The following is a 24,445-nucleotide window of genomic DNA, read 5'->3' on the forward strand; positions in this document are numbered from 1 at the left end:
TACGATTGCATGCCCGGATGCCGTGTAGTGTCGGCACCCGGAGATAGCTTATAACAGAGGATAACCGCGCATGGTGCTTGGCAAACCGCAAACAGACCCTACCCTTGAATGGTTCTTGTCTCATTGCCACATTCATAAGTACCCATCAAAGAGCACGCTGATCCACCAGGGTGAGAAAGCAGAAACGTTGTACTACATCGTTAAAGGCTCCGTGGCTGTACTCATCAAGGATGAAGAAGGTAAAGAGATGATCCTCTCTTACCTTAATCAGGGCGATTTCATCGGTGAATTAGGCTTGTTTGAAGAAGGCCAGGAGCGTAGCGCTTGGGTACGTGCGAAAACCGCATGTGAAGTGGCCGAAATCTCCTACAAAAAATTCCGTCAGCTGATCCAGGTTAACCCGGACATCCTGATGCGTCTCTCTTCGCAGATGGCTCGTCGTCTGCAGGTCACGTCTGAGAAAGTGGGCAACCTCGCCTTCCTTGACGTTACCGGTCGTATCGCTCAGACGCTGCTGAACCTGGCTAAACAGCCGGATGCGATGACCCATCCGGACGGTATGCAAATTAAAATTACCCGTCAGGAAATCGGCCAGATCGTCGGCTGCTCCCGCGAGACCGTTGGCCGCATCCTGAAAATGCTGGAAGATCAAAACCTGATCTCCGCGCACGGTAAAACTATCGTCGTCTACGGTACCCGTTAAGTCGGTAAAACGGCGTATTGCCTGACGATACGCCGTTTTTGTTTTCTCCTCATGTGGCGCAGGCTGATTTACCACCCTGAAGTCAACTATGCACTGCGGCAAACGCTGGTGTTGTGTCTGCCGGTCGCGATTGGGCTTCTGTTTGGCCACTTACAGCAGGGGCTTCTGTTCTCTCTGGTTCCCGCCTGCTGCAACATTGCCGGGCTGGATACGCCGCATAAGCGTTTCTTTAAGCGTCTGATTGTCGGCGGCAGCCTGTTTGCCGGCTGTAGCCTGATCGTCCAGCTTCTTCTGCAACGCGAAATCCCTTTGCCGCTAATCCTCACAGGTCTGGCGCTAATCCTCGGCGTCACGGCTGAAATCAGCTCTCTGCACGCGCGGCTGCTGCCTGCCTCGCTTATCGCGGCTATTTTTACCCTCAGTCTCGCGGGCAACATGCCGGTGTGGGAGCCGCTGTTAATCTACGCCCTCGGCACCTTATGGTATGGGGTGTTCAACTGGTTCTGGTTTTGGCTCTGGCGCGAGCAGCCGCTGCGCGAATCCTTAAGCCTGCTCTACCGTGAGCTCGCCAACTACTGCGAGGCCAAATACAGCCTGCTTACCCAGCATACGGACCCCGCCACATCGCTGCCGCCGCTGCTCAACCGCCAGCAAAAGGTGGTGGATCTGATTACCCAGTGCTATCAGCAGATGCATATGCTGGCGGCTAACCAGCGCAGCGATCACAAACGCCTACTGCGCGCTTTCCAGGTTGGACTGGACCTTCAGGAGCATATTTCCGTCAGCCTTCATCAGCCAGAAGAGGTGCAGAAGCTGGTGGAACGCAGTCACGCGGAAGCGGTGATTCGCTGGAACGCGCAAACCGTTGCCGCCCGCCTGCGGGAGCTGGCGGACGATCTGCTCTACCACCGTTATCCCCGGCGCTTTCAGATGGACAAACAGATCGGCGCGCTGGAAAAAATCGCCTGGCAGCATCCGGATAATCCTGTCGGCCAGTTCTGCGCCTGGCACTTCAGCCGTATTGCCAGAGTTCTGCGCACCCAGCGCCCGCTGTACGCGCGTAACCTGATGGCGGATAAAACCCGCCGCCTGCCGCTGCTGCCCGCGTTGAAAAACTATCTGTCGCTTAAGTCGCCGGCGTTACGTAACGCCGCGCGTATCAGCGTAATGCTGAGCGCCGCCAGCCTGATGGGCAGCGCGCTGCATCTGCCTAAGCCCTACTGGATCCTGATGACCGTGCTGTTCGTGACGCAAAACGGCTACGGCGCGACGCGGGTTCGTATCGTCCATCGGGCTGCCGGAACCATTGCGGGGCTGGTCATTGCCGGGCTCACGCTGCACTTTCACGTTCCTGAAGGCTATACGCTGACCGCGATGCTGTTCATTACGCTATTGAGCTACCTGATTATTCGCCAGCATTACGGCTGGGCGATGGTCGGATTTACCGTGACGGCGGTGTACACCCTGCAACTGCTCACCCTGAACGGCGAGCAGTTTATCGTCGCCAGACTGATTGATACGCTGATTGGCTGCCTGATTGCTTTCGGCGGCATGGTCTGGCTATGGCCGCAGTGGCAAAGCGGTCTGCTGCGCAAAAATGCCCACGACGCGCTGGAAGCCGATCAGGAAGCCATCAGGCTGATCCTCAGCGACGACCATCAGGCCCCGGCGCTGGCCTATCAGCGCATGCGCGTTAATCAGACGCATAACGCGCTGTTTAACTCGCTAAATCAGGCGATGCAGGAACCCGGTTTTAATTCCCACTATCTCGAAGACATGAAGCTGTGGGTGACCCACAGCCAGTTTATTGTCGAGCACATCAATGCCATGACTACCCTGGCGCGCGAGCACAATATGCTGACGCCGGATTTAGCCCAGCGTTATCTGGAGTCCTGCGAGATTGCGCTCCAGCGCTGCCAGCAGCGGCTGGATTCCGACGGGCCCGGCAGCGCGGGGGATGTGAATATTATGGAGGCGCAGGATGCGGAGGTCCCTCGCGGCCCGCTCAGTACGATGGAGCAGCACTTGCAGCGCATCCTCGGGCATCTGAACACCATGCACACCATTTCATCGGTGGCATGGCGTCAGCGTCCGCATCATGGCATCTGGCTGCGCGCCACTAAGCGCTAAGCACCCGCTCAACCGCCTGGGCAAAGCGCGCCATGCCTTCAGCAATATCGCTATCATCAATCACCAGCGACGGTACGAAGCGCATCACGTCCGGTCCGGCATTGAGCACCATGACGCCCGCCTCTGCGGCTGCATACAAGAAATCGCGCGCCTTCCCGTGATACTGCGGCTTCAGCTCGGCGCCGATCAGCAGACCCATGCCGCGAATATCGCTAAACAGATCGAACCGCGCGTCAATTTGCTGAAGGTGCTGAACAAACAGCTCGCGCTTCGCGGTGACGCCGTCCAGCACTTCCGGCGTGTTAATCAGATCGAAGGCCGCCCCGCCGACCGCGCAGGCCAGCGGGTTACCGCCGTAGGTCGAACCATGGGAACCGGCGTGGAAAGCGCTGGCGATATCATGGGTGGTCAGCATCGCGCTGATAGGGAAGCCGCCGCCAAGCGCCTTGGCGCTGGTCAGAATATCCGGCGTCACGCCGTAGTGCATATAGGCAAACAGCGAGCCGGTGCGCCCCATACCGCACTGGACTTCATCAAACACCAGCAGTGCCTGGTGCTGGTCGCAGAGATCGCGCAATCCTTGCAGGAATTCCGGCGTCGCCGCCGTCACTCCACCTTCACCCTGAATCGGCTCGACCACCACCGCGCAGGTATGATCGTCCATCACCGCTTTCACCGCGTGTAAATCGTTAAACGGTACGTGAACGATATCGGCCGGTTTCGGCCCGAAACCATCAGAATATTTGGGCTGACCGCCGACGGAGACGGTAAACAGCGACCGACCGTGAAAGGCGTTATGGAAAGCGATGATTTTGGTTTTGTACGGACTATGGCGCGTCACGGTGTAATGGCGCGCCAGCTTGAATGCCGTTTCGTTGGCTTCCGTCCCGGAGTTCATAAACACCACGCGATCGGCAAAAGTCGCATCCACCAGCTTACGCCCGAGGCGCAGGGCCGGTTCGTTGGTAAAAACGTTACTGGTATGCCACAGCTTTTCACCCTGCTCATGGAGTGCCGCCACCAGCGCCGGATGGCAATGACCGAGCGCGGTCACGGCAATCCCACCGGCGAAATCAACGTACTCTTTACCCTGCTGATCCCATACTCGGCTCCCCTTGCCCTTCACCGGAATAAATTCTGCCGGTGCATAAATCGGCAAAATGACTTCATCGAATGTAGCGCGGGTGATTGCCGGTTGTTCAGTTGCCATGTGGTGCCCATCCTTTACGTTATGCAGCAATGATTATGATAATCTAATCACAAAATATGCATAAAAAATCAACCCATGGCAACTACAAATCACCGATTGAGGAAGTTTGCCAGCAGCTGATGTCCCTGCTCGCTGAGAATACTCTCCGGATGAAACTGCACGCCCTCGAGATCGAAGATGCGGTGGCGAATGCCCATAATCTCCCCCTTTTCGCTGCGGGCGGTCACCTCAAAGCATTCAGGCAGCGTTAGCGGATCAATGAGCAGGGAGTGGTAGCGGGTCACCGTAAGCGGGTTATTCAGTCCAAGGAACACCCCTTGACCGGTATGGCTGACCGGGGACGTTTTCCCGTGCATCACTTTCGCGGCTCGTACGATCGCGGCGCCGAAAACCTGGGCAATCGCCTGATGGCCCAGACAAACGCCTAAGATCGGCGTCTTACCGGAAAAGTGGCGAATCACCGCCAGCGAAATCCCTGACTCATCGGGCGTGCAGGGGCCCGGCGAGATAACGATTTTCGCTGGCGCCAGAGCAATGATATCCGCTAACGTCAGCTCGTCATTACGTCTGACCAGAACTTCCGCGCCAAGCTCGCAGAAATACTGATACAAATTCCAGGTGAAAGAATCGTAGTTATCGATAAGCAGGATCATAGCGGCTCCGGGAACAAAGAACTGCGCTATTCTACTCAGTTTCCACGGCTTCGCTTACCACTTTGCGAAATATCGTCTGCAGCGGAGAAAGGTCGCCCATCGCTCCGCTCTGGTTGGCCTGGTTCCACGCATCGACCGCAATATCGCGCCAATCCAGCGTATAACCCGCATGGATAGCCAGCTGCTCAAAGAAAATGCGTTGCGCCATGCCGTTACCGAGACGGAAAGGATGCAGGACATTTATTTCGCAATAGTAATGAGCAAGACGTTCAATGAATTTATCCTGCGCGAGCCCCACCAGATAACCTTCCTCTTCAAGATCCTGAAGCAGCGCGTTTCCCTCTTTTTCGATATAGGCGAAATGGCAGAAGCGGGTGTCGCCCTGATAGATATCCACTTCACGCAGTTGCCCCGCCCAGTCGAAAACATCCTGATAGAGCTGGCGATGAATCGCGCACAGATGAGGCAATCCCCGCACCAACGGCCCGAGTTCAATGGTTGCCGCGCGTAATGCGGTCAGATCCCATGCCGCCTGCTCAAGGCGCTGAGCCTGGCGGATGCCCAGGCGGTTGCGCATGACCTTCAGGCCCGAGTAGAGATAAGGATCCCGCCCCTCGCCGAATTTATCGCTCATAGTGACTCCTTAACGCCTCAATACGCGCCAGAGCTTCTTCGGGGGTGAGGGTTATCAGCGGAATATCGACGCCCTCCAGCCGTCGGCTGGCCTGGAAATTAACGTTACGTCGAGCCTCCCAGAGACGGGATTTCTGTTTTTCGGTGAGTTTTTTCATTTAACACCTCCCTGACGATTCCGCGGTTGCCACAAGTATAAGCGGCAAAAAACGATTTCGCAGGGAAGCGGGGGAATGCGCGGGCATGAGTTACCCGCGCAAATAGGTTTACGGCAGCACTTTTGCGGAAAGAATCACGATAGGTTTCGACGGTACATTCTGATACGGCCCAACGTTATGGGTCGGCACCTGAGAAATCTTATCCGCTATGTCCATGCCTTTGACGACTTTACCAAACACCGCATAGCCGAAATCGCGCTGGCCATGATCGAGGAAGGCGTTATCCGCAATATTGATAAAGAACTGGCTGGTGGCGCTGTCCTGATCGGCGGTACGCGCCATGGCGATGGTGCCACGCGTGTTGCGCAGGCCGTTGTCGGCTTCGTTTTTAATCGGCGGATTAGGCTGCTTCTGCTGCATCTGTTCGTTAAAGCCGCCGCCCTGCACCATAAAACCTGGGATCACGCGGTGAAACGTGGTGTTGTTATAAAAACCGCTGTTCACGTACTTGAGGAAGTTATCAACCGAAATTGGCGCTTTCTGGCTATTCAGCTCAAGCTCAATATTGCCCGCAGACGTGGTCAGCAACACATGGGGATCGCCCTTTGCCGCCATGGCCGGGGAGAATGCTGAAATGGCGAAAACGGCAGCCACCGCCGCGAGAGTGGATTTGAGCATGGAAATTCCTTAACGGAGCAGAATAAAAACCGAGTGCTTTGATTCTAAAGAGCCTTTGCATCCTGGGCCAGCCTTTTACCTAATTTTACTTAGCTGAAACACTTGTAACGATGCGTCTATTGATCCGCCAAATAAATAAATGTGAAGTAAGTCACATTAATAATTGCAAAAAGATCTAATTTTCAGAATAAACGTTTGCTTGAATCACGCTAACGCATAAAATCTGTCCGCCCGGCGCAGAGTCAACGCGCTTTACATTTCTATTCACAGGCCAGTCATGACTAACAGCAACCGTATCAAGCTCACATGGATCAGCTTTTTCTCCTACGCCCTGACCGGCGCGTTGGTGATTGTCACCGGGATGGTGATGGGAAACATCGCAGATTATTTTCATCTGCCCGTTTCCAGTATGAGCAACACCTTTACCTTCCTTAACGCCGGTATCCTGATCTCTATCTTCCTGAACGCCTGGCTGATGGAAATTGTTCCGCTGAAAACCCAGCTGCGTTTTGGCTTTATCCTGATGGTTCTGGCCGTCGCGGGTTTAATGTTCAGCCACAGCCTGGCGCTGTTTTCCGCTTCAATGTTCGTGCTTGGCCTGGTCAGCGGGATCACCATGTCGATTGGTACCTTCCTGATCACCCATATGTATGAAGGTCGTCAGCGCGGGGCGCGTCTGCTGTTCACCGACTCCTTCTTCAGCATGGCGGGGATGATCTTCCCGATGCTGGCCGCTTATCTGCTGGCGCGCAGCATCGAGTGGTACTGGGTGTATGCCTGCATCGGCCTGGTCTACGTCGCGATTTTCGTGCTGACCTTCGGCTGTGAATTCCCGGTATTGGGTAAAAAAGCCCTGCAGGAAAGCCAGCCGGTAGCGAAAGAGAAATGGGGCATCGGCGTACTGTTTCTCTCTATCGCCGCGCTGTGCTATATCCTCGGCCAACTGGGCTTTATCTCCTGGGTGCCGGAATACGCCAAAGGCCTCGGTATGAGTCTTGGCGACGCAGGTAAACTGGTGAGTGATTTCTGGATGTCGTACATGATCGGCATGTGGTCATTCAGCTTTATTCTGCGCTTCTTCGACCTGCAGCGTATTCTGACGGTGCTGGCGGGCGTGGCGACGGTACTGATGTATCTGTTTATCAACGGTTCGCCGGAGCATATGCCGTGGTTTATCCTGACCCTCGGCTTCTTCTCCAGCGCTATCTATACGTCGATCATCACCCTGGGCTCGCTGCAGACCAAAGTGTCATCGCCGAAGCTGGTGAACTTCATTCTCACCTGCGGCACCGTAGGCACCATGCTGACCTTCGTGGTCACCGGTCCTATCGTTGCCGCCAGCGGCCCGCTGGCGGCGCTGCATACCGCTAACGTTCTCTACGCGATGGTATTTGTGATGTGTCTGATCCTCGGCTTCGTCTCCCGCCACCGTCAGAACAACGCGGCAGCGGAATCGCACTAAGCCTCAGGCCCCTTTGTTCCGGCAAAGGGGCTATTTCGGGTAAAGAACAGCTCCTCCCCGCCCCTGTCAGTCTGTACCCAGGTCTGCGCCAGCTGCGTGGTGGCAATCACTCTCCCCTGACGAATTGACCAGCGCACCGGCACCTGACAGCGCACGGCCTCAAACCCGTTTTCAGCGGGCAGAATCACCAGATTCGCCGGGTTCCCCGTTGTAATACCGTAATCGCTGAGGCCAAACGTTCGCGCGCTGTTTTCCGTCACCAGCTTCAGTCCATCATTAATCTGCTGATAGCCCATTATCTGACAAACGTGCAGCCCCATATGCAGCACCTGCAGCATATTGCCGGTACCCAGCGGATACCACGGGTCAAATACATCGTCATGGCCAAAGCAGACGTTAATTCCCGCCGCCATCAGCTCCTTCACGCGCGTAATGCCGCGGCGCTTCGGATAGTCGTCAAAGCGTCCCTGAAGATGAATATTGACCAGAGGATTGGCCACGAAGTTAATGCCCGACAGCTTCAGTAAACGAAAAAGACGTGACGTATACGCGCCATTGTAGGAGTGCATTGCGGTGGTATGGCTGGCGGTCACTCGCGGCCCAATACCCTCTTTTAACGCCAGGGCCGCCACGGTTTCAACGAACCGCGACTGTTCATCATCGATTTCATCGCAGTGGATATCCAGAGGCCGCTGATACTTTTTCGCCAGCCGGAAAGCAATGTGCAGGGATTCCACGCCATATTCGCGCGTGAATTCAAAATGCGGAATCGCGCCGACCACATCGGCGCCCAGACGCAGCGCCTCTTCCAGCAGAACCTCACCATTGGGATAGGATAAAATACCCTCTTGTGGGAAGGCGACAATCTGCAGCTCTACCCACGGCGCGACCTCCTTTTTGACCTCCAGCATGGCTTTGAGCGCGGTCAGCGTAGGGTCGGAAACATCAACGTGGGTACGAACAAACTGGATGCCGTTGGCGATTTGCCATTTTAGCGTCTTCCACGCGCGAGCTTTAACGTCCTCATGGCTCAATAACGCCTTCCGCTCCGCCCAACGCTCAATCCCTTCAAACAGGGTTCCGGACTGATTCCAGTTCGGCTCACCGGCGGTTTGCGTAGTATCAAGATGGATATGCGGCTCAATAAACGGAGGGATCGCCAGCCCGCCGCGCGCATTCAGCACTTCATAACTCTCATTGCGCGCCTCACCCATGGGGGTGATATCCCCGAAGCGCCCCTTGTCTATCGCTATCTGCCATAGTCCTTCGCGATCGGGCAGACGAACGTTCTCAATTAACCAAAGCGGCGCTGCTGTCATATTGCTGACTCCCGTAATTGTTGCTGAATATTTAGTCAACCCGCCGTGGGTCTCCGTTGCCAATTTTGTACATAAAAAAAGCAAAAAGGAAAAGCCAGCGTTTTCCAGCACTTATAAAAATACTGACAAATCATAAACATACCACTTAAGTAGTAGGTAAAGGTGTAATTGATTTGCATCAATAAGTGTCGCGGCTGAATCGTTAAGGTAGGCGGTAATATAAAAGAAATCGAGGCAAAAATGAGCAAAGTCAGACTCGCTATCATTGGTAATGGTATGGTCGGCCACCGCTTTATTGAGGACCTTCTTGATAAATCCGACGCCAACCTATTCGATATTACCGTGTTCTGTGAAGAACCCCGTATCGCCTACGACCGCGTGCACCTCTCCTCTTACTTCTCTCACCATACCGCCGAAGAGCTCTCTTTGGTACGGGAAGGTTTCTACGAGAAGCACGGCGTTAAGGTGCTGGTCGGCGAACGCGCCATCACCATCAACCGCCAGGAGAAGGTTATCCACTCCAGCGCGGGCCGTACCGTATTCTATGACAAGCTGATTATGGCGACCGGCTCCTATCCGTGGATCCCGCCGATTAAAGGTTCTGAAACTCAGGACTGCTTTGTTTATCGCACCATTGAAGACCTTAACGCTATTGAAGCCTGTGCCCGTCGCAGCAAACGCGGCGCGGTCGTCGGCGGCGGTCTGCTAGGGCTGGAAGCCGCGGGCGCGCTGAAAAACCTCGGCGTTGAGACCCACGTGATTGAATTCGCTCCCATGCTGATGGCTGAACAGCTGGATCAGATGGGCGGCGAACAGCTGCGCCGTAAAATCGAAAGCATGGGCGTACGCGTTCACACTAGCAAAAACACCAAAGAGATCGTTCAGGAAGGGACGCAAGCGCGTAAAACCATGCGTTTTGCCGACGGCAGCGAGCTGGAAGTCGACTTTATCGTCTTCTCTACCGGTATCCGCCCGCGCGATAAGCTGGCCACCCAGTGCGGTCTGGAAGTCGCTCCCCGCGGCGGTATTGTGATCAACGACGCCTGCCAGACCTCTGACCCGGATATCTACGCCATCGGTGAATGCGCCAGCTGGAACAACCGCGTTTTTGGCCTGGTCGCGCCAGGCTACAAAATGGCCCAGGTTACCGTTGACCATATCCTCCAGACCGAAAACGCCTTTGAAGGCGCGGATCTCAGCGCCAAGCTGAAGCTGCTGGGCGTTGATGTCGGTGGGATTGGCGACGCCCACGGCCGTACGCCGGGCGCGCGCAGCTATGTTTATCTCGACGAAAGCAAAGAGGTCTATAAACGCCTTATCGTCAGCCCTGACAACAAGACCCTGCTCGGGGCGGTGCTGGTGGGCGATACCAGCGATTACGGCAACCTGCTGCAGCTGGTGCTGAACGCCATCGAACTGCCGGAAAACCCGGACTCGCTGATCTTGCCGGCGCACGCGGGCAGCGGTAAGCCGTCCATCGGCGTGGATAAGCTGCCGGACAGCGCGCAAATTTGTTCCTGCTTCGATGTCACCAAAGGCGCACTGATTGCCGCCATTAATAAAGGCTGCCACACGGTGGCGGCGCTGAAGGCGGAAACCAAAGCCGGTACCGGCTGCGGCGGCTGCATCCCGCTAGTAACTCAGGTGCTCAACGCCGAACTGGCGAAACAGGGCATAGAAGTCAACAATAACCTGTGCGAGCACTTCGCGTACTCCCGCCAGGAACTGTTCCACCTCATCCGTGTGGAAGGCATCAAAACCTTCGAAGAGCTGCTGGCGAAACACGGTAAAGGCTACGGCTGCGAAGTGTGTAAACCGACCGTTGGTTCCCTGCTGGCTTCCTGCTGGAACGAATATATCCTCAAGCCGCAGCACACCCCGCTGCAGGATACTAACGACAACTTCCTGGCGAATATCCAGAAAGACGGCACCTACTCCGTTATCCCGCGCTCTGCGGGCGGCGAAATCACCCCGGAAGGCCTGGTGGCGGTGGGCCGCATCGCCCGTGAATTTAATCTGTACACCAAGATCACCGGCTCTCAGCGTATTGGCCTGTTCGGCGCGCAAAAAGACGACCTGCCGGAAATCTGGCGTCAGCTGATCGAAGCCGGATTCGAAACCGGTCATGCCTACGCCAAAGCGCTGCGGATGGCGAAAACCTGCGTCGGCAGCACCTGGTGCCGCTACGGGGTAGGCGACAGCGTCGGCTTCGGCGTCGAGCTGGAAAACCGCTACAAAGGCATTCGTACGCCGCACAAAATGAAGTTTGGCGTCTCCGGCTGTACCCGCGAATGTGCGGAAGCCCAGGGTAAAGACGTCGGCATCATCGCCACGGAGAAAGGCTGGAACCTTTACGTCTGCGGCAACGGCGGCATGAAGCCGCGCCACGCGGATCTGCTGGCGGCGGATCTTGACCGCGAAACGCTGATGCAATACCTCGACCGCTTCATGATGTTCTACATCCGCACCGCCGACAAACTGACCCGTACCGCGCCGTGGCTGGATAACCTGGAAGGCGGCATCGATTACCTGAAGTCGGTCATCATTGATGACAAGCTGGGCCTGAACGCGCATCTGGAAGAAGAGATGGCCCGCCTGCGTGAAGCGGTAGTCTGCGAGTGGACGGAAACCGTCAACACCCCAGCGGCCCAGGTTCGCTTTAAACACTTCATCAACAGCGATAAGCGCGACCCGAACGTCCAGGTGGTCCCTGAGCGTGAACAGCATCGCCCGGCCGCGCCCGACGAACGTATCCCGGTAACTCTGGTGGAGGAAAACGCATGAGCCAGTGGAAAAACATCTGTAAAATCGATGACATCCTGCCGGAAACCGGCGTCTGCGCGCTGTTAGGCGATAAACAAGTGGCGATTTTCCGCCCGTATCACGGCGACCAGGTGTTTGCGATTAGCAATATCGACCCGTTCTTTGAGTCCAGCGTCCTGTCTCGCGGCCTGATCGCCGAGCATCAGGGCGAGCTGTGGGTTGCCAGTCCGCTGAAAAAGCAGCGCTTCCGCCTGCGCGACGGCCTGTGTATGGAAGATGAAAGCCATTCGGTGGCGCACTATGAGGCCAGAGTGAAAGACGGCGTCGTGCAGCTACGCGGTTAATCAATTTATGGGAGGCGCAATGCCTCCTTTTTTTTGCATTTTTTATCTTTATCTCTCAAGGAAACCTATGTTTACGGACACTATCAACAAGTGCGCGGCTAACGCTGCGCGCATCGCACGCCTCTCGGCAAACAATCCGCTGAGCTTCTGGGTAAGTTCGATGATGGCGGGGGCCTATGTTGGCCTTGGCATCATCCTTATTTTCACCCTCGGCAATCTACTCGACCCTTCCGTTCGCCCGCTGGTGATGGGAGCAACCTTTGGCATTGCGTTAACCCTGGTGATTATCGCCGGTTCTGAACTATTTACCGGCCATACGATGTTCCTGACCCTGGGCGTAAAAGCGGGCACCATCAGCCAGGGCCAAATGTGGGCGATTTTGCCGCAAACCTGGGTAGGTAACCTTTTAGGTTCTGTTTTCGTGGCGCTGCTGTATAGCTGGGGCGGCGGCGGCCTGCTGCCGGTCGATACCAGCCTCGTCCATACCGTCGCGTTGGCAAAAACCAGCCAGTCGGCGATGGCGCTCTTTTTCAAAGGCGCGCTGTGTAACTGGCTGGTGTGTCTGGCAATCTGGATGGCAATCCGCACCGAGGGCGCGGCAAAATTTATCGCTATCTGGTGGTGTCTGCTGGCGTTTATCGCCTCCGGTTACGAACACTCGGTCGCCAACATGACGCTGTTTGCCCTCTCCTGGTTCGGCCATCACAGCGATGCCTATACCCTTGCGGGTATCGGTCACAATCTGTTATGGGTAACACTCGGCAATACTTTGTCCGGTGTCGTATTTATGGGGTTGGGTTATTGGTATGCTACGCCGCAATCGGAGCGCCCTGCTCCGGAAAAAATCAAACAATCAGAGGCTGCTGCCAATAATTAAGAGGTAATGTCGTGGACCATTTGCCTATATTTTGCCAACTACGCGATCGCGACTGCCTGTTAGTCGGCGGTGGCGATGTGGCTGAGCGTAAAGCTCGCCTGTTACTGGATGCGGGAGCCAGATTAACGGTCAATGCCCTGGATTTCGTACCGCAGTTCCAGGTCTGGGCCGATTCGAACATGCTGACTTTGGTACAAGGTGAGTTTAATCCTGTGCTGCTGGATAACTGCTGGCTGGCGATTGCTGCCACCGACAACGAAGCGGTTAATCAGCAGGTCAGCAAATCCGCGGAAGAAAGGCGAATATTTTGCAACGTGGTCGACGCTCCTCAGCAAGCCAGCTTTATTATGCCGTCGATTATCGACCGCTCGCCGCTGATGGTTGCCGTCTCTTCTGGCGGCACCTCGCCGGTGCTGGCGCGCCTGCTGCGTGAAAAGCTGGAGTCGGTTCTGCCGCTACATTTAGGTCAATTAGCCCACTACGCAGGTCAGCTGCGCTCCCGGGTGAAGAAACAGTTTGCCACCGTTGGCGAACGCCGCCGCTTTTGGGAGAAACTGTTTGTTAACGACAGGCTGGCGCAGTCGCTGGCCAATGAGGACCGCCAGGCCGTCGCGGACGCGACGGAGCAGCTGCTGACCGAGCCGCTGGATCATCGCGGCGAAGTAGTGCTGGTAGGCGCCGGCCCCGGCGATGCCGGACTGCTGACCCTCAAAGGCCTGCAGCAAATACAGCAGGCCGATGTCGTGGTTTATGACCGCCTGGTCTCCGACGACATTATGAATCTGGTGCGCCGCGATGCCGATCGGGTCTTCGTGGGTAAACGCTCGGGCTACCACTGCGTACCGCAGGAGGAGATCAACCAGATTCTGCTGCGCGAAGCCCAGGGTGGAAAACGCGTTGTACGCCTGAAGGGCGGCGATCCGTTTATCTTTGGCCGCGGCGGCGAAGAGCTGGAAACCTTGTGCCATGCCGGTATTCCATTCTCCGTCGTACCGGGGATTACCGCGGCCTCCGGCTGTTCGGCCTACTCCGGCATCCCGCTGACCCATCGGGATTTCGCCCAGGGCGTGCGTCTGGTCACCGGCCACCTCAAGACCGGCGGCGAGCTGGACTGGGAAAACCTGGCGGTAGAAAAGCAAACCCTGGTGTTCTATATGGGCCTGAACCAGGCCCCGGCGATCCGGGAAAAACTGATTGCCCACGGCATGGCGGCGGATATGCCCGCCGCCATCGTTGAAAACGGAACGGCAATCACTCAGAAGGTTGTCACCGGAACCTTAGAGCAGTTGGATATTCTGGCGAAGCAAATGGCCAGCCCGGCGTTGATCATTGTCGGCCGCGTGGTTGGCCTGCGCGACAAGCTGAACTGGTTCTCAAACCATTAATGGCGAAGATTGAGCTCAAAACGGCTCACATATAAAAAAGCCGGATGCATTGCACCCGGCTTTTTATTGCGCTGCGGCCAGCAGATTACTCAGGGCTTAGCGACGAAACCAATCGCTTCATAGACCGCTTTCAGGGTAACAGAAGCGCGAGCGCTGGCTTTCTCCGCGCCCTCTTTCATCACCTGATTCAGGAAGGCTTCATCACCGCGGAATCGGTGATAGCGCTCCTGCAGTTCGGTCAGCATGCCGGAAACGGCTTCCGCCACTTCGCCCTTCAGGTGACCGTACATTTTGCCTTCAAAATGCTGCTCCAGCTCTGGAATACTCTGACCGGTAACGGCAGAGAGGATGTCCAGCAGGTTGGAGACACCCGCTTTATTCTGAATGTCGTAGCGAACAACCGGCGGCTCGTCGGAGTCGGTGACCGCGCGTTTGATCTTCTTCACCACCGATTTCGGGTCTTCCAGCAGGCCGATAACGTTGTTGCGGTTATCATCTGACTTGGACATCTTTTTGGTCGGCTCCAGCAGCGACATCACGCGCGCGCCGGATTTTGGAATAAACGGCTCAGGGACTTTAAACACATCGCCATAGATCGCGTTAAAACGCTGGGCGATATCGCGGCTCAGCTCCAGATGTTGTTTCTGATCTTCGCCGACCGGGACCTGGTTAGTCTGATACAGCAGGATGTCGGCAGCCATCAGCACCGGATAGTCAAACAGACCGGCGTTAATGTTTTCCGCATAGCGCGATGACTTGTCTTTAAACTGGGTCATACGGCTCAGTTCGCCGAAATAGGTGTAGCAGTTCAGCGCCCAGCCGAGCTGCGCGTGCTCCGGCACGTGGGACTGAACGAAGATGGTGCTTTTTTGCGGGTCGATACCACACGCCAGATACAGCGCCAGCGTGTCCAGCGTGGCCTTACGCAGCTGCTGCGGGTCCTGACGGACGGTAATCGCGTGCTGGTCAACGATGCAGTAAATGCAGTGGTAATCGTCCTGCATGTTTACCCACTGACGCAGCGCACCCATGTAGTTGCCAATGGTCAATTCACCTGAGGGCTGTGCGCCACTAAAAACGATGGGCTTAGTCATTTTTTATTCCTGAGTTTCACTGTACGGTAGCCCGAAAGCGGGCAAGAGTTCATTAAATTGGTCAAAGATATAATCCGGCTCGCTCTGCGAAATCGGCTCGCCGTAGTTGTAGCCGTAGGTCAGACCGATTGAGCGGCAGCCTGCGGCCTTCGCGGCCTGAATATCATTGCGCGAGTCGCCAACGAACAGCAGCTCCGCGGGCGCCAGCCCCAGTTTCTCCGCAACCATAAGCAGCGGTTCCGGATGCGGTTTTTTGTTTTTTACATCATCGCCGCCGATAACAACGGTAAAATATTTGGCGATATCCAGCGACGCCAGAATCGGCGCGACAAACGGCGTCGGTTTATTGGTCACCAGCGCCAGCGGCAGGCCTTTTGCGTGCAGCGCGCCCAGCGTATCGGCAACGGCTGGAAATAAAAAGCTCCCCTCTTCCGCCACTTCACCATAGTAGCGATCGAACAGCTTGCGCAAAATGGTCTGCTGTTCAGCCTGCGGAATATCGTCATGATCGACGGAAGGTTTGCCCTGAGAGGCTCTTAACGCCGCGCGCTCCTGACGAGCCCAGGTCAGGGCTCGCTGGATCAAGACGTCCGCGCCGTTGCCAATCCAGGTCACGACTCGCTCTTCTCCCGCCATCGGGAGCTCCAGCGCATACAGGGCGTTATCAACGGCTGCGGTCAAGCCCGGCGCGCTATCGACCAGCGTCCCGTCGAGATCGAACGCCACGCCGCGAATATTTTGTAACTTATACATGGCTAACCTTTGCTAATTCGCTACGCATTTGATCGACCACTTTTTTATAGTCAGGCTGATCGAAAATGGCCGATCCGGCAACAAACATATCCGCACCGGCTGCAGCAATCTCAGCGATATTGCTGACTTTTACGCCGCCATCGACTTCCAGACGGATGTCGTAGCCGGATTCGTCAATGCGACGACGAACTTCACGCAGTTTTTCCAGAGTGTGTGGAATAAAAGACTGACCGCCAAAGCCCGGATTGACGGACATCAGCAGGATGACATCCAGCTTATCCATCACGTAGTCGAGGTAGCTCAGGGAGGTGGCCGGGTTAAACACCAGACCGGCTTTACAGCCGTGCTCTTTGATAAGCTGCAGCGTGCGGTCAACGTGTTCGGAAGCTTCCGGATGGAAAGTAATGATGCTGGCGCCCGCGGCGGCAAAATCAGGGACGATGCGGTCAACCGGCTTGACCATCAAATGCACGTCAATCGGCGCGGTGATACCGTAATTTCGCAGTGATTTCAGCACCATCGGACCAATGGTCAGATTCGGCACGTAGTGGTTGTCCATCACGTCAAAGTGCACAACATCGGCACCCGCAGCCAACGCATTGGCGGTATCCTCGCCCAGACGGGCAAAATCAGCCGACAGAATCGAAGGGGCAATCAAATACTGCTTCATCCGCATCTCCTTGAAATTTATTTGGTCTTGGGCGGACGGTACAGAGCCAGAAGCTCGTCCACCTTCTTACGTGTACCACCGTTGCTGCTGATGCTGCGTCGAACCTTCACAATATGCGTCTCAGCGGCGTTTTTGTACCACTCCTGAGTGAGCGGCGTGCGATGGTTTGAAATAAGCACAGGAATACGCTTTTTCATCAGCGATTCCGCTTTTTTAGCCAGCAGCTCCTGCTGCTCCTGGCTAAAGCTATTCGTATGATAAGCCGTAAAATTCGCCGTAGACGACAGCGGCGCATAGGGCGGATCGCAGTAAACAACGGAGCGGTTATCTGCCCGCTTCATGCACTCTTCATAAGATTCACAATGAAACTCTGCATGCTGCGCCTTCTCCGCAAAATGATACAGCTCAGCTTCGGGAAAATAGGGCTTTTTATAGCGACCAAACGGCACGTTAAACTCACCGCGCAGATTGTAGCGACACAGGCCATTGTAGCCATGACGGTTCAAATACAGGAACAACACCGCGCGACGCAGCGGCTCCTGGCTCTGGTTGAACTCATCCCGGAACCGATAATACTGCTCTGCGACGTTGTTCTCTGGTGTAAACATCTCACGCGCCGCCGCAACATAGTCATCGGTACGCAGCTTGACGATGTTATACAGACTGATCAAATCACTATTGATATCAGCGAGGATATAACGAGAAAAGTCGGTATTAAGAAATACCGACCCGGCGCCCACAAAAGGCTCAATCAAGCAGTCGCCCTGCGGCAAATGCTTTTTAATATCGTCAAGCAGGGGGTATTTACCCCCTGCCCATTTCAGAAAAGCGCGATTCTTTTTCATGCTGCCTAACTAATTACACATTCTCCGGCTGCGGAGAAAGCTCCGACAGCATCCTGCGCTTCAGACTACTCTGCGGCATTATTTCAGGTCAGACTGAACCTGATGCAGCGGTTTTGCCCACGGGTTTTTCGCCTGTACATCTGCTGGCAGCGTAGCAACAGCACGTTTCGCTTCATCTTTCGAAGCGTAAATGCCGCTCACCAGAACATACCAGGGCTGACCGTTACGCGTAGTCTCATAGACAACATATTTTTCCAGCTTCTCTTTCTTCGCCCAACTGTTGAGGTTGTTGTAGTTAGAAGAGCTGCTGAGCTGCAGCGTGTAGTGACCGGACGGCGCAGACTTCATCGAGCTGACGTCGCCGGCACTTTTACCCGCAGCAGCCGTTGCTGCCGGAGCGGCAGTTGCAGTCGCAGTCGCAGTCGGAGCAGTAGATGCAGTTGCGGCCGTTGCCGCAGGAGCGGTAGTCGCAGCCGGTTTAGCCTGTGCAGTAGCGGTAGAATTAGTGGTCGGCTGAGCTTTTGCCGGAGCCGTAGTCGCGACGCTTTCTGTACGCTTAGGCTGGACCGGAGCCGGTTTCGGCTGGGTCGGCGCTTTCGCCGTGGCCTGCGGTTTCGGTTCGATAACCGTATGCTTACGCTCAGCCGGGCGCGGTGTCGCCGCCGTCTGACGCTCTGTCGTCGCCTGACGCGGGGCAGTGGCGCCATTGCGCACTGGCGCAACGGTAGCAGGCTCAGTTGGCAGAGTAGAGTTCGCTACCGCGCTATCAATCTGACCCTGCTGCTGGGTCAGCGCATTGTTCAGATCGCCCTGAACCTCAACGCGCTGCTGCCCTTGCGGTTCAGCCGTAGCCTGACCTTGAGTCGGGTTAGAGGCGATAGGCGGCAGAGAAACATCCTGCGGCTGCGAGCTGCTAGCCGCTGATGAATCCTGAGCAGCAGGCTGAGTATTATTATTGTCCTGCTCGCCGGAGAGGTTGATGCTCTTCTCACCGGAAGCCGTTTGCTCGTTGGATGAGGATGGTGATTTCAGCGCGGAACCCACGCCAACAATCAGCAGCAGCAGAACGAGGATCCCCACCCCCATCATGATGTACTGACGAGAGGCGGGTTTCGCAGGCGCCTTCTTACGCTTGCGAGGACGACGCTCAACCTGACGCTCTTCGTCATCGCCTTCGTCAGACTCTACCTCTTCTTCGTACTCTTCATACTGTTCTTCGTCGCGCTCACGGCGTGCTTTGCTGCCGCGCGTCGGGCGACCATCGTCAGCATCATCAAGATCGACATCATCAAAATTGATTTGCGGATCGGCATCACGCTCTGAAGACTGACGAGAACGACCAGTACGACGATCGCTGCGATCGGCTTTCATATCGTCTTCTGGTTTTAATTCATCCATTTAACACCCCACTAAAAGGCTTATGCTCACGACTATTGCACATCACCCGAAATGATAACGCCGCGCGAACGCGGCCAGACCTTCTTATTGTTGCGCCTGCTGAGTATCAGCAATCGCGCCAAGAACAACATCGTGCGGTACTCCGCCGCGTATCTCGCTCTTCCCTATCGCGAGGGGTAGCACCAGCCGCATCTCGCCTGCCAGCACCTTTTTATCACGCATCATGTGGGGCAAATACGCCTCTGCCGCCATCTCCTGCGGCCCGCATACCGGCAAACCAGCACGCTGCAACAGATGAATAATTCGCTGCGTATCCTGCGGATCAAAGCGCCCCAAACGCTCGGACGCATGCGCCGCCATCACCATACCGGCCGCGACCGCTTCACCATGCAACCAGTTACCGTAGCCCATTTCAGCTTCGATAGCATGACCAAAAGTATGGCCAAGATTGAGTAAAGCACGTAACCCGGTTTCGCGCTCGTCGGCGGCGACAACTTCCGCTTTCAGCTCACAACAGCGACGGATACAGTACGCCATTGCGGTTTCATCCAGCGCCATCAATGCATCAATGTTATTTTCCAGCCAGTCGAAGAATTCGCCGTCAAGAATAACGCCGTACTTGATCACTTCAGCCAGGCCGGAAGAGAGCTCACGCTTCGGCAGCGTTTTGAGACAGTTGAGATCGACAACAACAGAAACCGGCTGCCAGAAGGCGCCAATCATGTTTTTGCCGAGAGGATGGTTGACGGCCGTTTTGCCGCCGACCGAAGAATCCACCTGCGACAGCAGAGTGGTCGGAACCTGAATAAAGCGTACGCCACGCTGGTAGCTGGCCGCTGCAAATCCCGTTAAATCACCAATTACCCCACCGCCGAGCGCCACTAATGTGGTGTCGCGGCCGTGTGGTTTTTGCAATAGCGCGGTAAAAACGGTATCCATCACCGCCAGGCTTTTAAACTGCTCGCCGTCGGGAAGGATCACGCTATCGACTTTTACTCCCGCTTGCTCAAGTGCGGAGCGTACGGTATCCAGATAAAGCGGCGCCAGCGTCTCATTGGTGACCAGCATAACCTGGTCGCCTGATTTCAGTGGCAGGAAGGAAGCTGGATCGTTAAACAAACCAGCCGCGATGGTAATCGGGTAACTACGTTCCCCGAGGGTTACAGTAAGCCTCTCCATAACGCGACGTCCACCTCAGTTGCTTTTACTCTGACGCACTTTATTAAGCCAGAATCAGTTGCTTTCCAGCATATGAATAATCTGGTTTGCTACCACTTTCGCGCTTTGATCGTCAGTACGGATAGTGACGTCAGCAATCTCTTCGTACAGCGGATTACGCTCATCCGCCAACGCTTCCAGTACTTCGCGAGGCGGCGCATCAACTTGTAGCAAAGGACGCTTTTTATCGCGCTGCGTACGGGCAAGCTGCTTTTCGATAGTTGTTTCCAGGTAGACCACCACGCCGCGGGCGGAGAGACGGTTACGCGTTTCACGGGATTTTACAGAGCCACCGCCGGTTGCCAGCACGATTCCCTGTTTTTCCGTCAACTCATTGATAATTTTTTCTTCACGGTCGCGGAAGCCGTCTTCGCCTTCTACATCAAAGACCCAACCCACATCTGCGCCAGTGCGTTTCTCAATTTCTTGATCGGAATCGTAAAATTCCATGTTGAGCTGTTGGGCTAACTGGCGCCCAATAGTGCTTTTGCCGGCACCCATAGGCCCAACCAGAAAGATATTGCGTTTCTCTGCCATTTTTTCGGTACTACTAAGACTATTCGTTAATGGTAAACCCGCTTCGCAGACACCCAGCGCAGCAGGACATGAACTGAAACCTCATATGCAATAGAGCGAGAGTCAGACTAAAAATTATCTCAATACTCCGGCTGGTTTGGCAACAGAATAAATCACCGGACAAGAAAGGGAGGATTGATGTCGTACCCGACTCTCAAATCGGTACCCCTTGTATGCTAAATCCGTCCTCACGTCAAACACCTGAAACGTGTTTAGCAAGAAAAACCGCTTAATGCACTGCCAGAATACGTGGAGTAATGAAGACAACCAGTTCACGTCGTTCGTTATCCTTACCGTCACGGCGAAACAGCTGGCCAAGCCAGGGGATATCGCCAAGTAGAGGAATACCATCGCGAGACGTTTTATTTTTTTGCGCAAAGATACCGCCTAACGCCAGGGTCTCTCCGCTTTTCACCTCCACCTGCGTTTCTATTTCTTGTTTATCGATAGCCAGCACTTCGCCATTTTCCTGTTTGAGCACCTGGCCCGGCGTATTTTCACTGATCCTCAGTTTTAACCGCACGCGATCGTGATGTAGCACCGTCGGCGTCACCTCCATCCCCAGCACCGCCTCTTTAAACTCAACGGAGGTCGCGCCGCTTTCGCCGCTGGAGACCTGATAGGGTATCTCGCTGCCCTGCTTAATGCTGGCGGGCTGCATATGTGAAGCCAGCAGACGGGGGCTGGCGATAATGTCCACCTTCTGTTTCTGCTCAAGTGCGGAAAGCTCCAGCTCCAGGAGCCGCCCACCGATGCGGCCGATGTTAAACCCGGCCCTCGTACTGGCATCCCCTACCGCCAGGTTGCTGCTCAGGGTCGTCAGTTTACCGGAGCCTGGTGGGCTGCTGGCGTCCGCCAGGCTCCACTTCACGCCCAGTTCACGCAGGCTGGTTTCGCTCATTGAGACAATATGCGCCGCCAGCTCAACCTGGCCGACAGGCACATCCATCTCCTGAACCCATGCTATTAACGCCGGGAGGTGTTGGGCGTCATCGCGAATCAACAGGCGGTTGGTTCGTTTATCGACCGTCAGATGCCCGCGAGCGCTCAGCAGTTTTTCGCCCGCTTTGGCCAGATCCTCTACATCAGCATAACGCAGGCTCATGCTATGCCCCTGTAGAGGGAGATTCTGTAGACGCTTTGCTCTCTCCGCCTCAAGCTGTGCCTGCTGCGCCTTTTGCCAGACCAGAGTATGCACGTACAGTACCGAGCCTTGTTGGGTCAGGGTCAGACCGGCGCTATCGATAACCGATCGCAGCGCCTGCTGCCACGGCACTTCCTTCAGTTGGAGAGATACCGTTCCGCTAACGTCCGGCGCCACCACGAGATTTTTTTGCTTTAGCTCCGCCAACGACTGGAGTACCTGGGCCACCGGCGCATCATCGACGACCAGCGACACGGGAAGATCCTTTTTTACCGCGTCGACCATCATCGGCAGGAGTAGAAACAGCAGGCTTATCCATCGCATCATTCTTTATTCCCTTTCGCAGCCAGACCCACTGCGCGGGTTCACACCCGGCGCTGGTTGATATAGCCATTTTTTCAGATGTCAGAAGCGTCACCCGCCAGCCTGTAGGCAGCGTCTCCGCATCCCTCACGCGGCGCCATTTCCCGGCGCTATCCTGCAGGATGCCAATCAACTCTCGCGGATCGCCTATCGCCCCACCGTAGCGCCATTGATTAAGCTGCGCAGTCCGGCAACTATCGACCGGAGGCTGAAAGGGATCGCGTTCCGCAGCCAGCAGCGGCAGAGGAAACAGCAGTAAACACCAGCCTTTACGGCGCATCTTCCGCCTCCAGTTGCAGGATCAGCCGTAGAGCCTGATTTTCCGGCTGCATTGAGAAAGCCGTGGCTCGCATCCCGCAGCGGGCCAGCCAGGAAAAAAGCGCCGGTACCGCTTGCCAGTCAACCGCCAGCTGCATCTCGCCACCGCGCCCTATTGGCCGCCAGTCCATAAGCGCAGCGCCCGTCACCGGGAGGTCAATGGGAGAGAAAGCCTGGGTTTGTTGCTCATCAATACCAACGTTTTGTAGCGCAGCCCGCAGCGGCAACAATTTGCGCCACTGCGCTTGTATGCGCGGCGTGCCGCCCGCGTTAATGTCTGGTTGGGGGGGCTGCAGTAGCCATCCCCAGACTCCGGCAATGAAAACCAGGACGACAGGTATTGTTAACAGGCTTTTGCGCCCCGTCAGCCAGCGTTCAATCTCAACCCGCATTGTCGTCCTCTCCGGCCATGGAAAAGTGAAATAACCAGCGCCCTTCACCGTCGCGGTGCGTTTCTCCCGCCTTTGGCGGACGCAAGCCGGCAACACTCCCCAGCGCTTTTTCAAGCTCAGCCAGCCCCTTTAGATGCAACGTGAGTCCGCTCAGTACCAGGGTATTCTGGCGGTATTCCAGTTGGGTTAACCAGGCGTGTTCCGGCATAAGCGCCGCTATCGCCTGCAACCTCGACTGCCACGCGGCGGTTTTCTCCCGCCGCAGAGCGCGCAGGCGTCGTTGTTCCTGCTGCTGTAACCGTTGGCGCATGGCGCGCTCACGCTGCTGAAAGGCGGTATACAGCTGGTCTTCAGCGCTAGTCTTCGCGGTTTCAAGCGAGTGGCTGACCCGCTGGTTGAGCCGTGAAGTGAGGAGCGCCGCCAGCAGAATAAGCAGCAAACCAAGAATCAGCAGACCCGCCATCTGCAGACGTTGCCGTCGACGCGTTTCGCGCCAGGGAAGGAAGTTGACTATATGGCTCATGACTGACGCGCTCCCAGCGCCAGGCCGAGGGCAACGGTAAAGCTATCGCCACGTGCCGGGAGCGGGGGCTGCAGGCGATGGATAGCGCTCCAGGCGTCAAAATTCCGCCCGTCGGGCGATGCGGAGGCGCAGAGGCGAAACGTACCGCCATTCACCCGGGATACCAGGTCTGGAAAAGAGGGAGCGTCGCTGCACGGACAGCATCCCCAGCTATCGGCGGTGGCCCAAAGCCAGCTCGCTTCGTCACGCCAGGCCAGCCCCTGAACGTCATCAGGTTGCCAGGGGAGAAAGGCGCTAAGCGTGCTGGCATCCGGAACAATCCCCACCACCCTCAGCTTGAGTCGACTTGCCAGGCGGCACAGAAGGTTAACGTCCAACCGCTGCGCGGCGGTAACCCGCCAGCCATCAACCGCTCCGGTTTGCGCATAATCGACGCATAGCGAAGATGCGGGCATTTCCAGCTGCTGCGCCATCGCGCTGGCAATCCAGGTCGCCTGTTCGCTTTCTCTTAATGAAATCTGCGGGCGCGGGAGCTGCTTTTGCAGGGTTCGCGCCGCCGGGAAGGCGATACAGATCTGATGCTGCAAAGGCAGCTCCCGCCGCCAGCTTTGCAGCTGGCGGGCCAGCGATTCAACGTCCACCACCATTCCCTGCCGCACGCTACCGGGCATGAGCGGGATACTCCACCAGCGGCGTAGCGCCCAGCGTGAGCGCTCATGTAATAACGCGACAATAGCAATATGGTCCTGCTGGATATGCATTCCTATGCGCCAGTTTCTAAACGCCATGCTTACGATCTCCTTATCCGCCGATATGCTTCGCTATATCAATGCTCC

General features: G+C 56.0%; 25 protein-coding genes. 7 read left to right on the top strand and 18 right to left on the bottom strand.

Annotated features, from left to right (window positions below; genetic code table 11):
• Window positions 1-70: 70 nt before the first annotated feature.
• Entirely contained in the window at window positions 71-703 is a 633-nt protein-coding gene (gene crp / locus CMQ96_RS04780) for a cAMP-activated global transcriptional regulator CRP (protein ID WP_000242758.1), read from the top strand.
• A 51-nt stretch (window positions 704-754) separates the two neighbouring features.
• On the top strand, window positions 755-2,833 hold the full coding sequence (locus tag CMQ96_RS04785) for a YccS/YhfK family putative transporter (protein ID WP_098066120.1): 2,079 nt from the start codon (window positions 755-757) through the stop codon (window positions 2,831-2,833).
• On the opposite strand, the gene CMQ96_RS04790 is transcribed toward CMQ96_RS04785, so the two are convergent.
• The 5 genes from CMQ96_RS04790 to ppiA all read right to left on the bottom strand — a co-directional run bounded on the left by CMQ96_RS04790 (window position 2,823) and on the right by ppiA (window position 6,165).
• Window positions 2,823-4,043: an aspartate aminotransferase family protein gene (locus CMQ96_RS04790; protein ID WP_004138387.1), complete on the bottom strand. Its 1,221-nt coding sequence runs from the start codon at window positions 4,041-4,043 to the stop codon at window positions 2,823-2,825. The two genes, CMQ96_RS04785 and CMQ96_RS04790, sit on opposite strands and share 11 nt — an antisense overlap.
• An 89-nt stretch (window positions 4,044-4,132) precedes the next feature.
• The gene (pabA, locus tag CMQ96_RS04795) at window positions 4,133-4,696 is read right to left on the bottom strand and encodes an aminodeoxychorismate synthase component 2 (RefSeq protein ID WP_024359843.1); all 564 of its coding nucleotides are present in this window, start codon (window positions 4,694-4,696) and stop codon (window positions 4,133-4,135) included.
• A gap of 31 nt (window positions 4,697-4,727) precedes the next feature.
• Window positions 4,728-5,330, bottom strand: coding sequence for a putative adenosine monophosphate-protein transferase Fic (locus tag CMQ96_RS04800; RefSeq protein WP_024359842.1), 603 nt, complete (start codon window positions 5,328-5,330; stop codon window positions 4,728-4,730).
• Window positions 5,320-5,487: a YhfG family protein gene (locus CMQ96_RS04805; protein ID WP_004138384.1), complete on the bottom strand. Its 168-nt coding sequence runs from the start codon at window positions 5,485-5,487 to the stop codon at window positions 5,320-5,322. The genes CMQ96_RS04800 and CMQ96_RS04805 overlap by 11 nt, the downstream gene beginning before the upstream one ends.
• 108 nt (window positions 5,488-5,595) lie before the next feature.
• Window positions 5,596-6,165 (bottom strand): peptidylprolyl isomerase A, encoded by a 570-nt coding sequence (ppiA, locus tag CMQ96_RS04810; protein WP_098066122.1) that lies wholly within the window; start codon window positions 6,163-6,165, stop codon window positions 5,596-5,598.
• Window positions 6,166-6,442: 277 nt separating this feature from the next.
• Here ppiA and tsgA point away from each other — a divergent pair, with 277 nt between their 5' ends.
• Window positions 6,443-7,627, top strand: coding sequence for an MFS transporter TsgA (gene tsgA, locus CMQ96_RS04815; protein ID WP_098066124.1), 1,185 nt, complete (start codon window positions 6,443-6,445; stop codon window positions 7,625-7,627).
• Here the strand turns inward: tsgA and CMQ96_RS04820 are convergent.
• Window positions 7,624-8,946 carry a cytosine deaminase gene (locus CMQ96_RS04820; protein WP_049090176.1) on the bottom strand — a complete coding sequence of 441 codons (1,323 nt, stop codon included), beginning with the start codon at window positions 8,944-8,946 and terminating at the stop codon, window positions 7,624-7,626. The two genes, tsgA and CMQ96_RS04820, sit on opposite strands and share 4 nt — an antisense overlap.
• Window positions 8,947-9,186: 240 nt before the next feature.
• On the opposite strand from CMQ96_RS04820, the gene nirB reads away from it, so the two are divergent.
• The 4 genes from nirB to cysG all read left to right on the top strand — a co-directional run bounded on the left by nirB (window position 9,187) and on the right by cysG (window position 14,315).
• Window positions 9,187-11,730, top strand: coding sequence for an NADPH-nitrite reductase large subunit (nirB, locus tag CMQ96_RS04830; RefSeq protein WP_064343280.1), 2,544 nt, complete (start codon window positions 9,187-9,189; stop codon window positions 11,728-11,730).
• A complete protein-coding gene (gene nirD, locus CMQ96_RS04835; protein WP_004132244.1) occupies window positions 11,727-12,053 on the top strand; it encodes a nitrite reductase small subunit NirD in 327 nt (108 codons plus the stop codon). Before nirB ends, nirD begins: the two co-directional genes overlap by 4 nt.
• A gap of 67 nt (window positions 12,054-12,120) precedes the next feature.
• Window positions 12,121-12,930 (top strand): nitrite transporter NirC, encoded by an 810-nt coding sequence (gene nirC / locus CMQ96_RS04840; RefSeq protein ID WP_004132246.1) that lies wholly within the window; start codon window positions 12,121-12,123, stop codon window positions 12,928-12,930.
• A gap of 11 nt (window positions 12,931-12,941) precedes the next feature.
• The gene (gene cysG / locus CMQ96_RS04845; protein ID WP_024359838.1) at window positions 12,942-14,315 is read left to right on the top strand and encodes a siroheme synthase CysG; all 1,374 of its coding nucleotides are present in this window, start codon (window positions 12,942-12,944) and stop codon (window positions 14,313-14,315) included.
• An 89-nt stretch (window positions 14,316-14,404) separates the two neighbouring features.
• Here the strand turns inward: cysG and trpS are convergent, their stop codons facing one another.
• The 12 genes from trpS to CMQ96_RS04910 form a co-directional block, all read right to left on the bottom strand.
• On the bottom strand, window positions 14,405-15,409 hold the full coding sequence (gene trpS / locus CMQ96_RS04850) for a tryptophan--tRNA ligase (protein ID WP_004132248.1): 1,005 nt from the start codon (window positions 15,407-15,409) through the stop codon (window positions 14,405-14,407).
• 3 nt (window positions 15,410-15,412) lie between these two features.
• Complete coding sequence (gph, locus tag CMQ96_RS04855; RefSeq protein ID WP_098066126.1) at window positions 15,413-16,162, bottom strand: phosphoglycolate phosphatase; 750 nt, start codon at window positions 16,160-16,162, stop codon at window positions 15,413-15,415.
• Complete coding sequence (rpe, locus tag CMQ96_RS04860) at window positions 16,155-16,832, bottom strand: ribulose-phosphate 3-epimerase (RefSeq protein WP_064410534.1); 678 nt, start codon at window positions 16,830-16,832, stop codon at window positions 16,155-16,157. Before rpe ends, gph begins: the two co-directional genes overlap by 8 nt.
• Before the next feature lie 17 nt (window positions 16,833-16,849).
• The gene (dam, locus tag CMQ96_RS04865; RefSeq protein ID WP_004132251.1) at window positions 16,850-17,677 is read right to left on the bottom strand and encodes an adenine-specific DNA-methyltransferase; all 828 of its coding nucleotides are present in this window, start codon (window positions 17,675-17,677) and stop codon (window positions 16,850-16,852) included.
• Between the two features lie 78 nt (window positions 17,678-17,755).
• Window positions 17,756-19,075 (bottom strand): cell division protein DamX, encoded by a 1,320-nt coding sequence (gene damX, locus CMQ96_RS04870; protein WP_049087554.1) that lies wholly within the window; start codon window positions 19,073-19,075, stop codon window positions 17,756-17,758.
• An 84-nt stretch (window positions 19,076-19,159) separates the two neighbouring features.
• Entirely contained in the window at window positions 19,160-20,254 is a 1,095-nt protein-coding gene (aroB, locus tag CMQ96_RS04875; protein WP_004132253.1) for a 3-dehydroquinate synthase, read from the bottom strand.
• 54 nt (window positions 20,255-20,308) lie between these two features.
• The gene (gene aroK / locus CMQ96_RS04880) at window positions 20,309-20,830 is read right to left on the bottom strand and encodes a shikimate kinase AroK (protein WP_004106441.1); all 522 of its coding nucleotides are present in this window, start codon (window positions 20,828-20,830) and stop codon (window positions 20,309-20,311) included.
• 268 nt (window positions 20,831-21,098) lie between these two features.
• The gene (gene hofQ, locus CMQ96_RS04890; RefSeq protein ID WP_049087555.1) at window positions 21,099-22,340 is read right to left on the bottom strand and encodes a DNA uptake porin HofQ; all 1,242 of its coding nucleotides are present in this window, start codon (window positions 22,338-22,340) and stop codon (window positions 21,099-21,101) included.
• Window positions 22,249-22,656, bottom strand: coding sequence for a HofP DNA utilization family protein (locus CMQ96_RS04895; protein WP_004132254.1), 408 nt, complete (start codon window positions 22,654-22,656; stop codon window positions 22,249-22,251). Before CMQ96_RS04895 ends, hofQ begins: the two co-directional genes overlap by 92 nt.
• The gene (locus CMQ96_RS04900; protein WP_049090180.1) at window positions 22,646-23,086 is read right to left on the bottom strand and encodes a hypothetical protein; all 441 of its coding nucleotides are present in this window, start codon (window positions 23,084-23,086) and stop codon (window positions 22,646-22,648) included. Before CMQ96_RS04900 ends, CMQ96_RS04895 begins: the two co-directional genes overlap by 11 nt.
• Window positions 23,076-23,609, bottom strand: a complete 534-nt coding sequence (locus CMQ96_RS04905) for a PilN domain-containing protein (RefSeq protein ID WP_082237849.1) — start codon at window positions 23,607-23,609, stop codon at window positions 23,076-23,078. Before CMQ96_RS04905 ends, CMQ96_RS04900 begins: the two co-directional genes overlap by 11 nt.
• Window positions 23,606-24,397, bottom strand: coding sequence for a pilus assembly protein (locus CMQ96_RS04910; RefSeq protein WP_098066128.1), 792 nt, complete (start codon window positions 24,395-24,397; stop codon window positions 23,606-23,608). The genes CMQ96_RS04905 and CMQ96_RS04910 overlap by 4 nt, the downstream gene beginning before the upstream one ends.
• Between the last annotated feature and the right edge of the window lie 48 nt (window positions 24,398-24,445).

It is taken from the genome of Klebsiella sp. MBT K-1 (genome assembly GCF_002556465.1).
GTDB lineage: Bacteria > Pseudomonadota > Gammaproteobacteria > Enterobacterales > Enterobacteriaceae > Klebsiella > Klebsiella grimontii.

Excerpts from the sequence above, each read along its gene's own strand:
- crp (WP_000242758.1), top strand. The coding sequence starts at position 71 with ATGGTGCTTGGCAAACCGCAAACAGACCCTACCCTTGAATGGTTCTTG.
- CMQ96_RS04785 (WP_098066120.1), top strand. The coding sequence starts at position 755 with ATGTGGCGCAGGCTGATTTACCACCCTGAAGTCAACTATGCACTGCGG.
- CMQ96_RS04790 (WP_004138387.1), bottom strand. The coding sequence starts at position 4,043 with ATGGCAACTGAACAACCGGCAATCACCCGCGCTACATTCGATGAAGTC.
- pabA (WP_024359843.1), bottom strand. The coding sequence starts at position 4,696 with ATGATCCTGCTTATCGATAACTACGATTCTTTCACCTGGAATTTGTAT.
- CMQ96_RS04800 (WP_024359842.1), bottom strand. The coding sequence starts at position 5,330 with ATGAGCGATAAATTCGGCGAGGGGCGGGATCCTTATCTCTACTCGGGC.
- CMQ96_RS04805 (WP_004138384.1), bottom strand. The coding sequence starts at position 5,487 with ATGAAAAAACTCACCGAAAAACAGAAATCCCGTCTCTGGGAGGCTCGA.
- ppiA (WP_098066122.1), bottom strand. The coding sequence starts at position 6,165 with ATGCTCAAATCCACTCTCGCGGCGGTGGCTGCCGTTTTCGCCATTTCA.
- tsgA (WP_098066124.1), top strand. The coding sequence starts at position 6,443 with ATGACTAACAGCAACCGTATCAAGCTCACATGGATCAGCTTTTTCTCC.
- CMQ96_RS04820 (WP_049090176.1), bottom strand. The coding sequence starts at position 8,946 with ATGACAGCAGCGCCGCTTTGGTTAATTGAGAACGTTCGTCTGCCCGAT.
- nirB (WP_064343280.1), top strand. The coding sequence starts at position 9,187 with ATGAGCAAAGTCAGACTCGCTATCATTGGTAATGGTATGGTCGGCCAC.
- nirD (WP_004132244.1), top strand. The coding sequence starts at position 11,727 with ATGAGCCAGTGGAAAAACATCTGTAAAATCGATGACATCCTGCCGGAA.
- nirC (WP_004132246.1), top strand. The coding sequence starts at position 12,121 with ATGTTTACGGACACTATCAACAAGTGCGCGGCTAACGCTGCGCGCATC.
- trpS (WP_004132248.1), bottom strand. The coding sequence starts at position 15,409 with ATGACTAAGCCCATCGTTTTTAGTGGCGCACAGCCCTCAGGTGAATTG.
- gph (WP_098066126.1), bottom strand. The coding sequence starts at position 16,162 with ATGTATAAGTTACAAAATATTCGCGGCGTGGCGTTCGATCTCGACGGG.
- rpe (WP_064410534.1), bottom strand. The coding sequence starts at position 16,832 with ATGAAGCAGTATTTGATTGCCCCTTCGATTCTGTCGGCTGATTTTGCC.
- dam (WP_004132251.1), bottom strand. The coding sequence starts at position 17,677 with ATGAAAAAGAATCGCGCTTTTCTGAAATGGGCAGGGGGTAAATACCCC.
- damX (WP_049087554.1), bottom strand. The coding sequence starts at position 19,075 with ATGGATGAATTAAAACCAGAAGACGATATGAAAGCCGATCGCAGCGAT.
- aroB (WP_004132253.1), bottom strand. The coding sequence starts at position 20,254 with ATGGAGAGGCTTACTGTAACCCTCGGGGAACGTAGTTACCCGATTACC.
- aroK (WP_004106441.1), bottom strand. The coding sequence starts at position 20,830 with ATGGCAGAGAAACGCAATATCTTTCTGGTTGGGCCTATGGGTGCCGGC.
- hofQ (WP_049087555.1), bottom strand. The coding sequence starts at position 22,340 with ATGATGCGATGGATAAGCCTGCTGTTTCTACTCCTGCCGATGATGGTC.
- CMQ96_RS04895 (WP_004132254.1), bottom strand. The coding sequence starts at position 22,656 with ATGCGCCGTAAAGGCTGGTGTTTACTGCTGTTTCCTCTGCCGCTGCTG.
- CMQ96_RS04900 (WP_049090180.1), bottom strand. The coding sequence starts at position 23,086 with ATGCGGGTTGAGATTGAACGCTGGCTGACGGGGCGCAAAAGCCTGTTA.
- CMQ96_RS04905 (WP_082237849.1), bottom strand. The coding sequence starts at position 23,609 with ATGAGCCATATAGTCAACTTCCTTCCCTGGCGCGAAACGCGTCGACGG.
- CMQ96_RS04910 (WP_098066128.1), bottom strand. The coding sequence starts at position 24,397 with ATGGCGTTTAGAAACTGGCGCATAGGAATGCATATCCAGCAGGACCAT.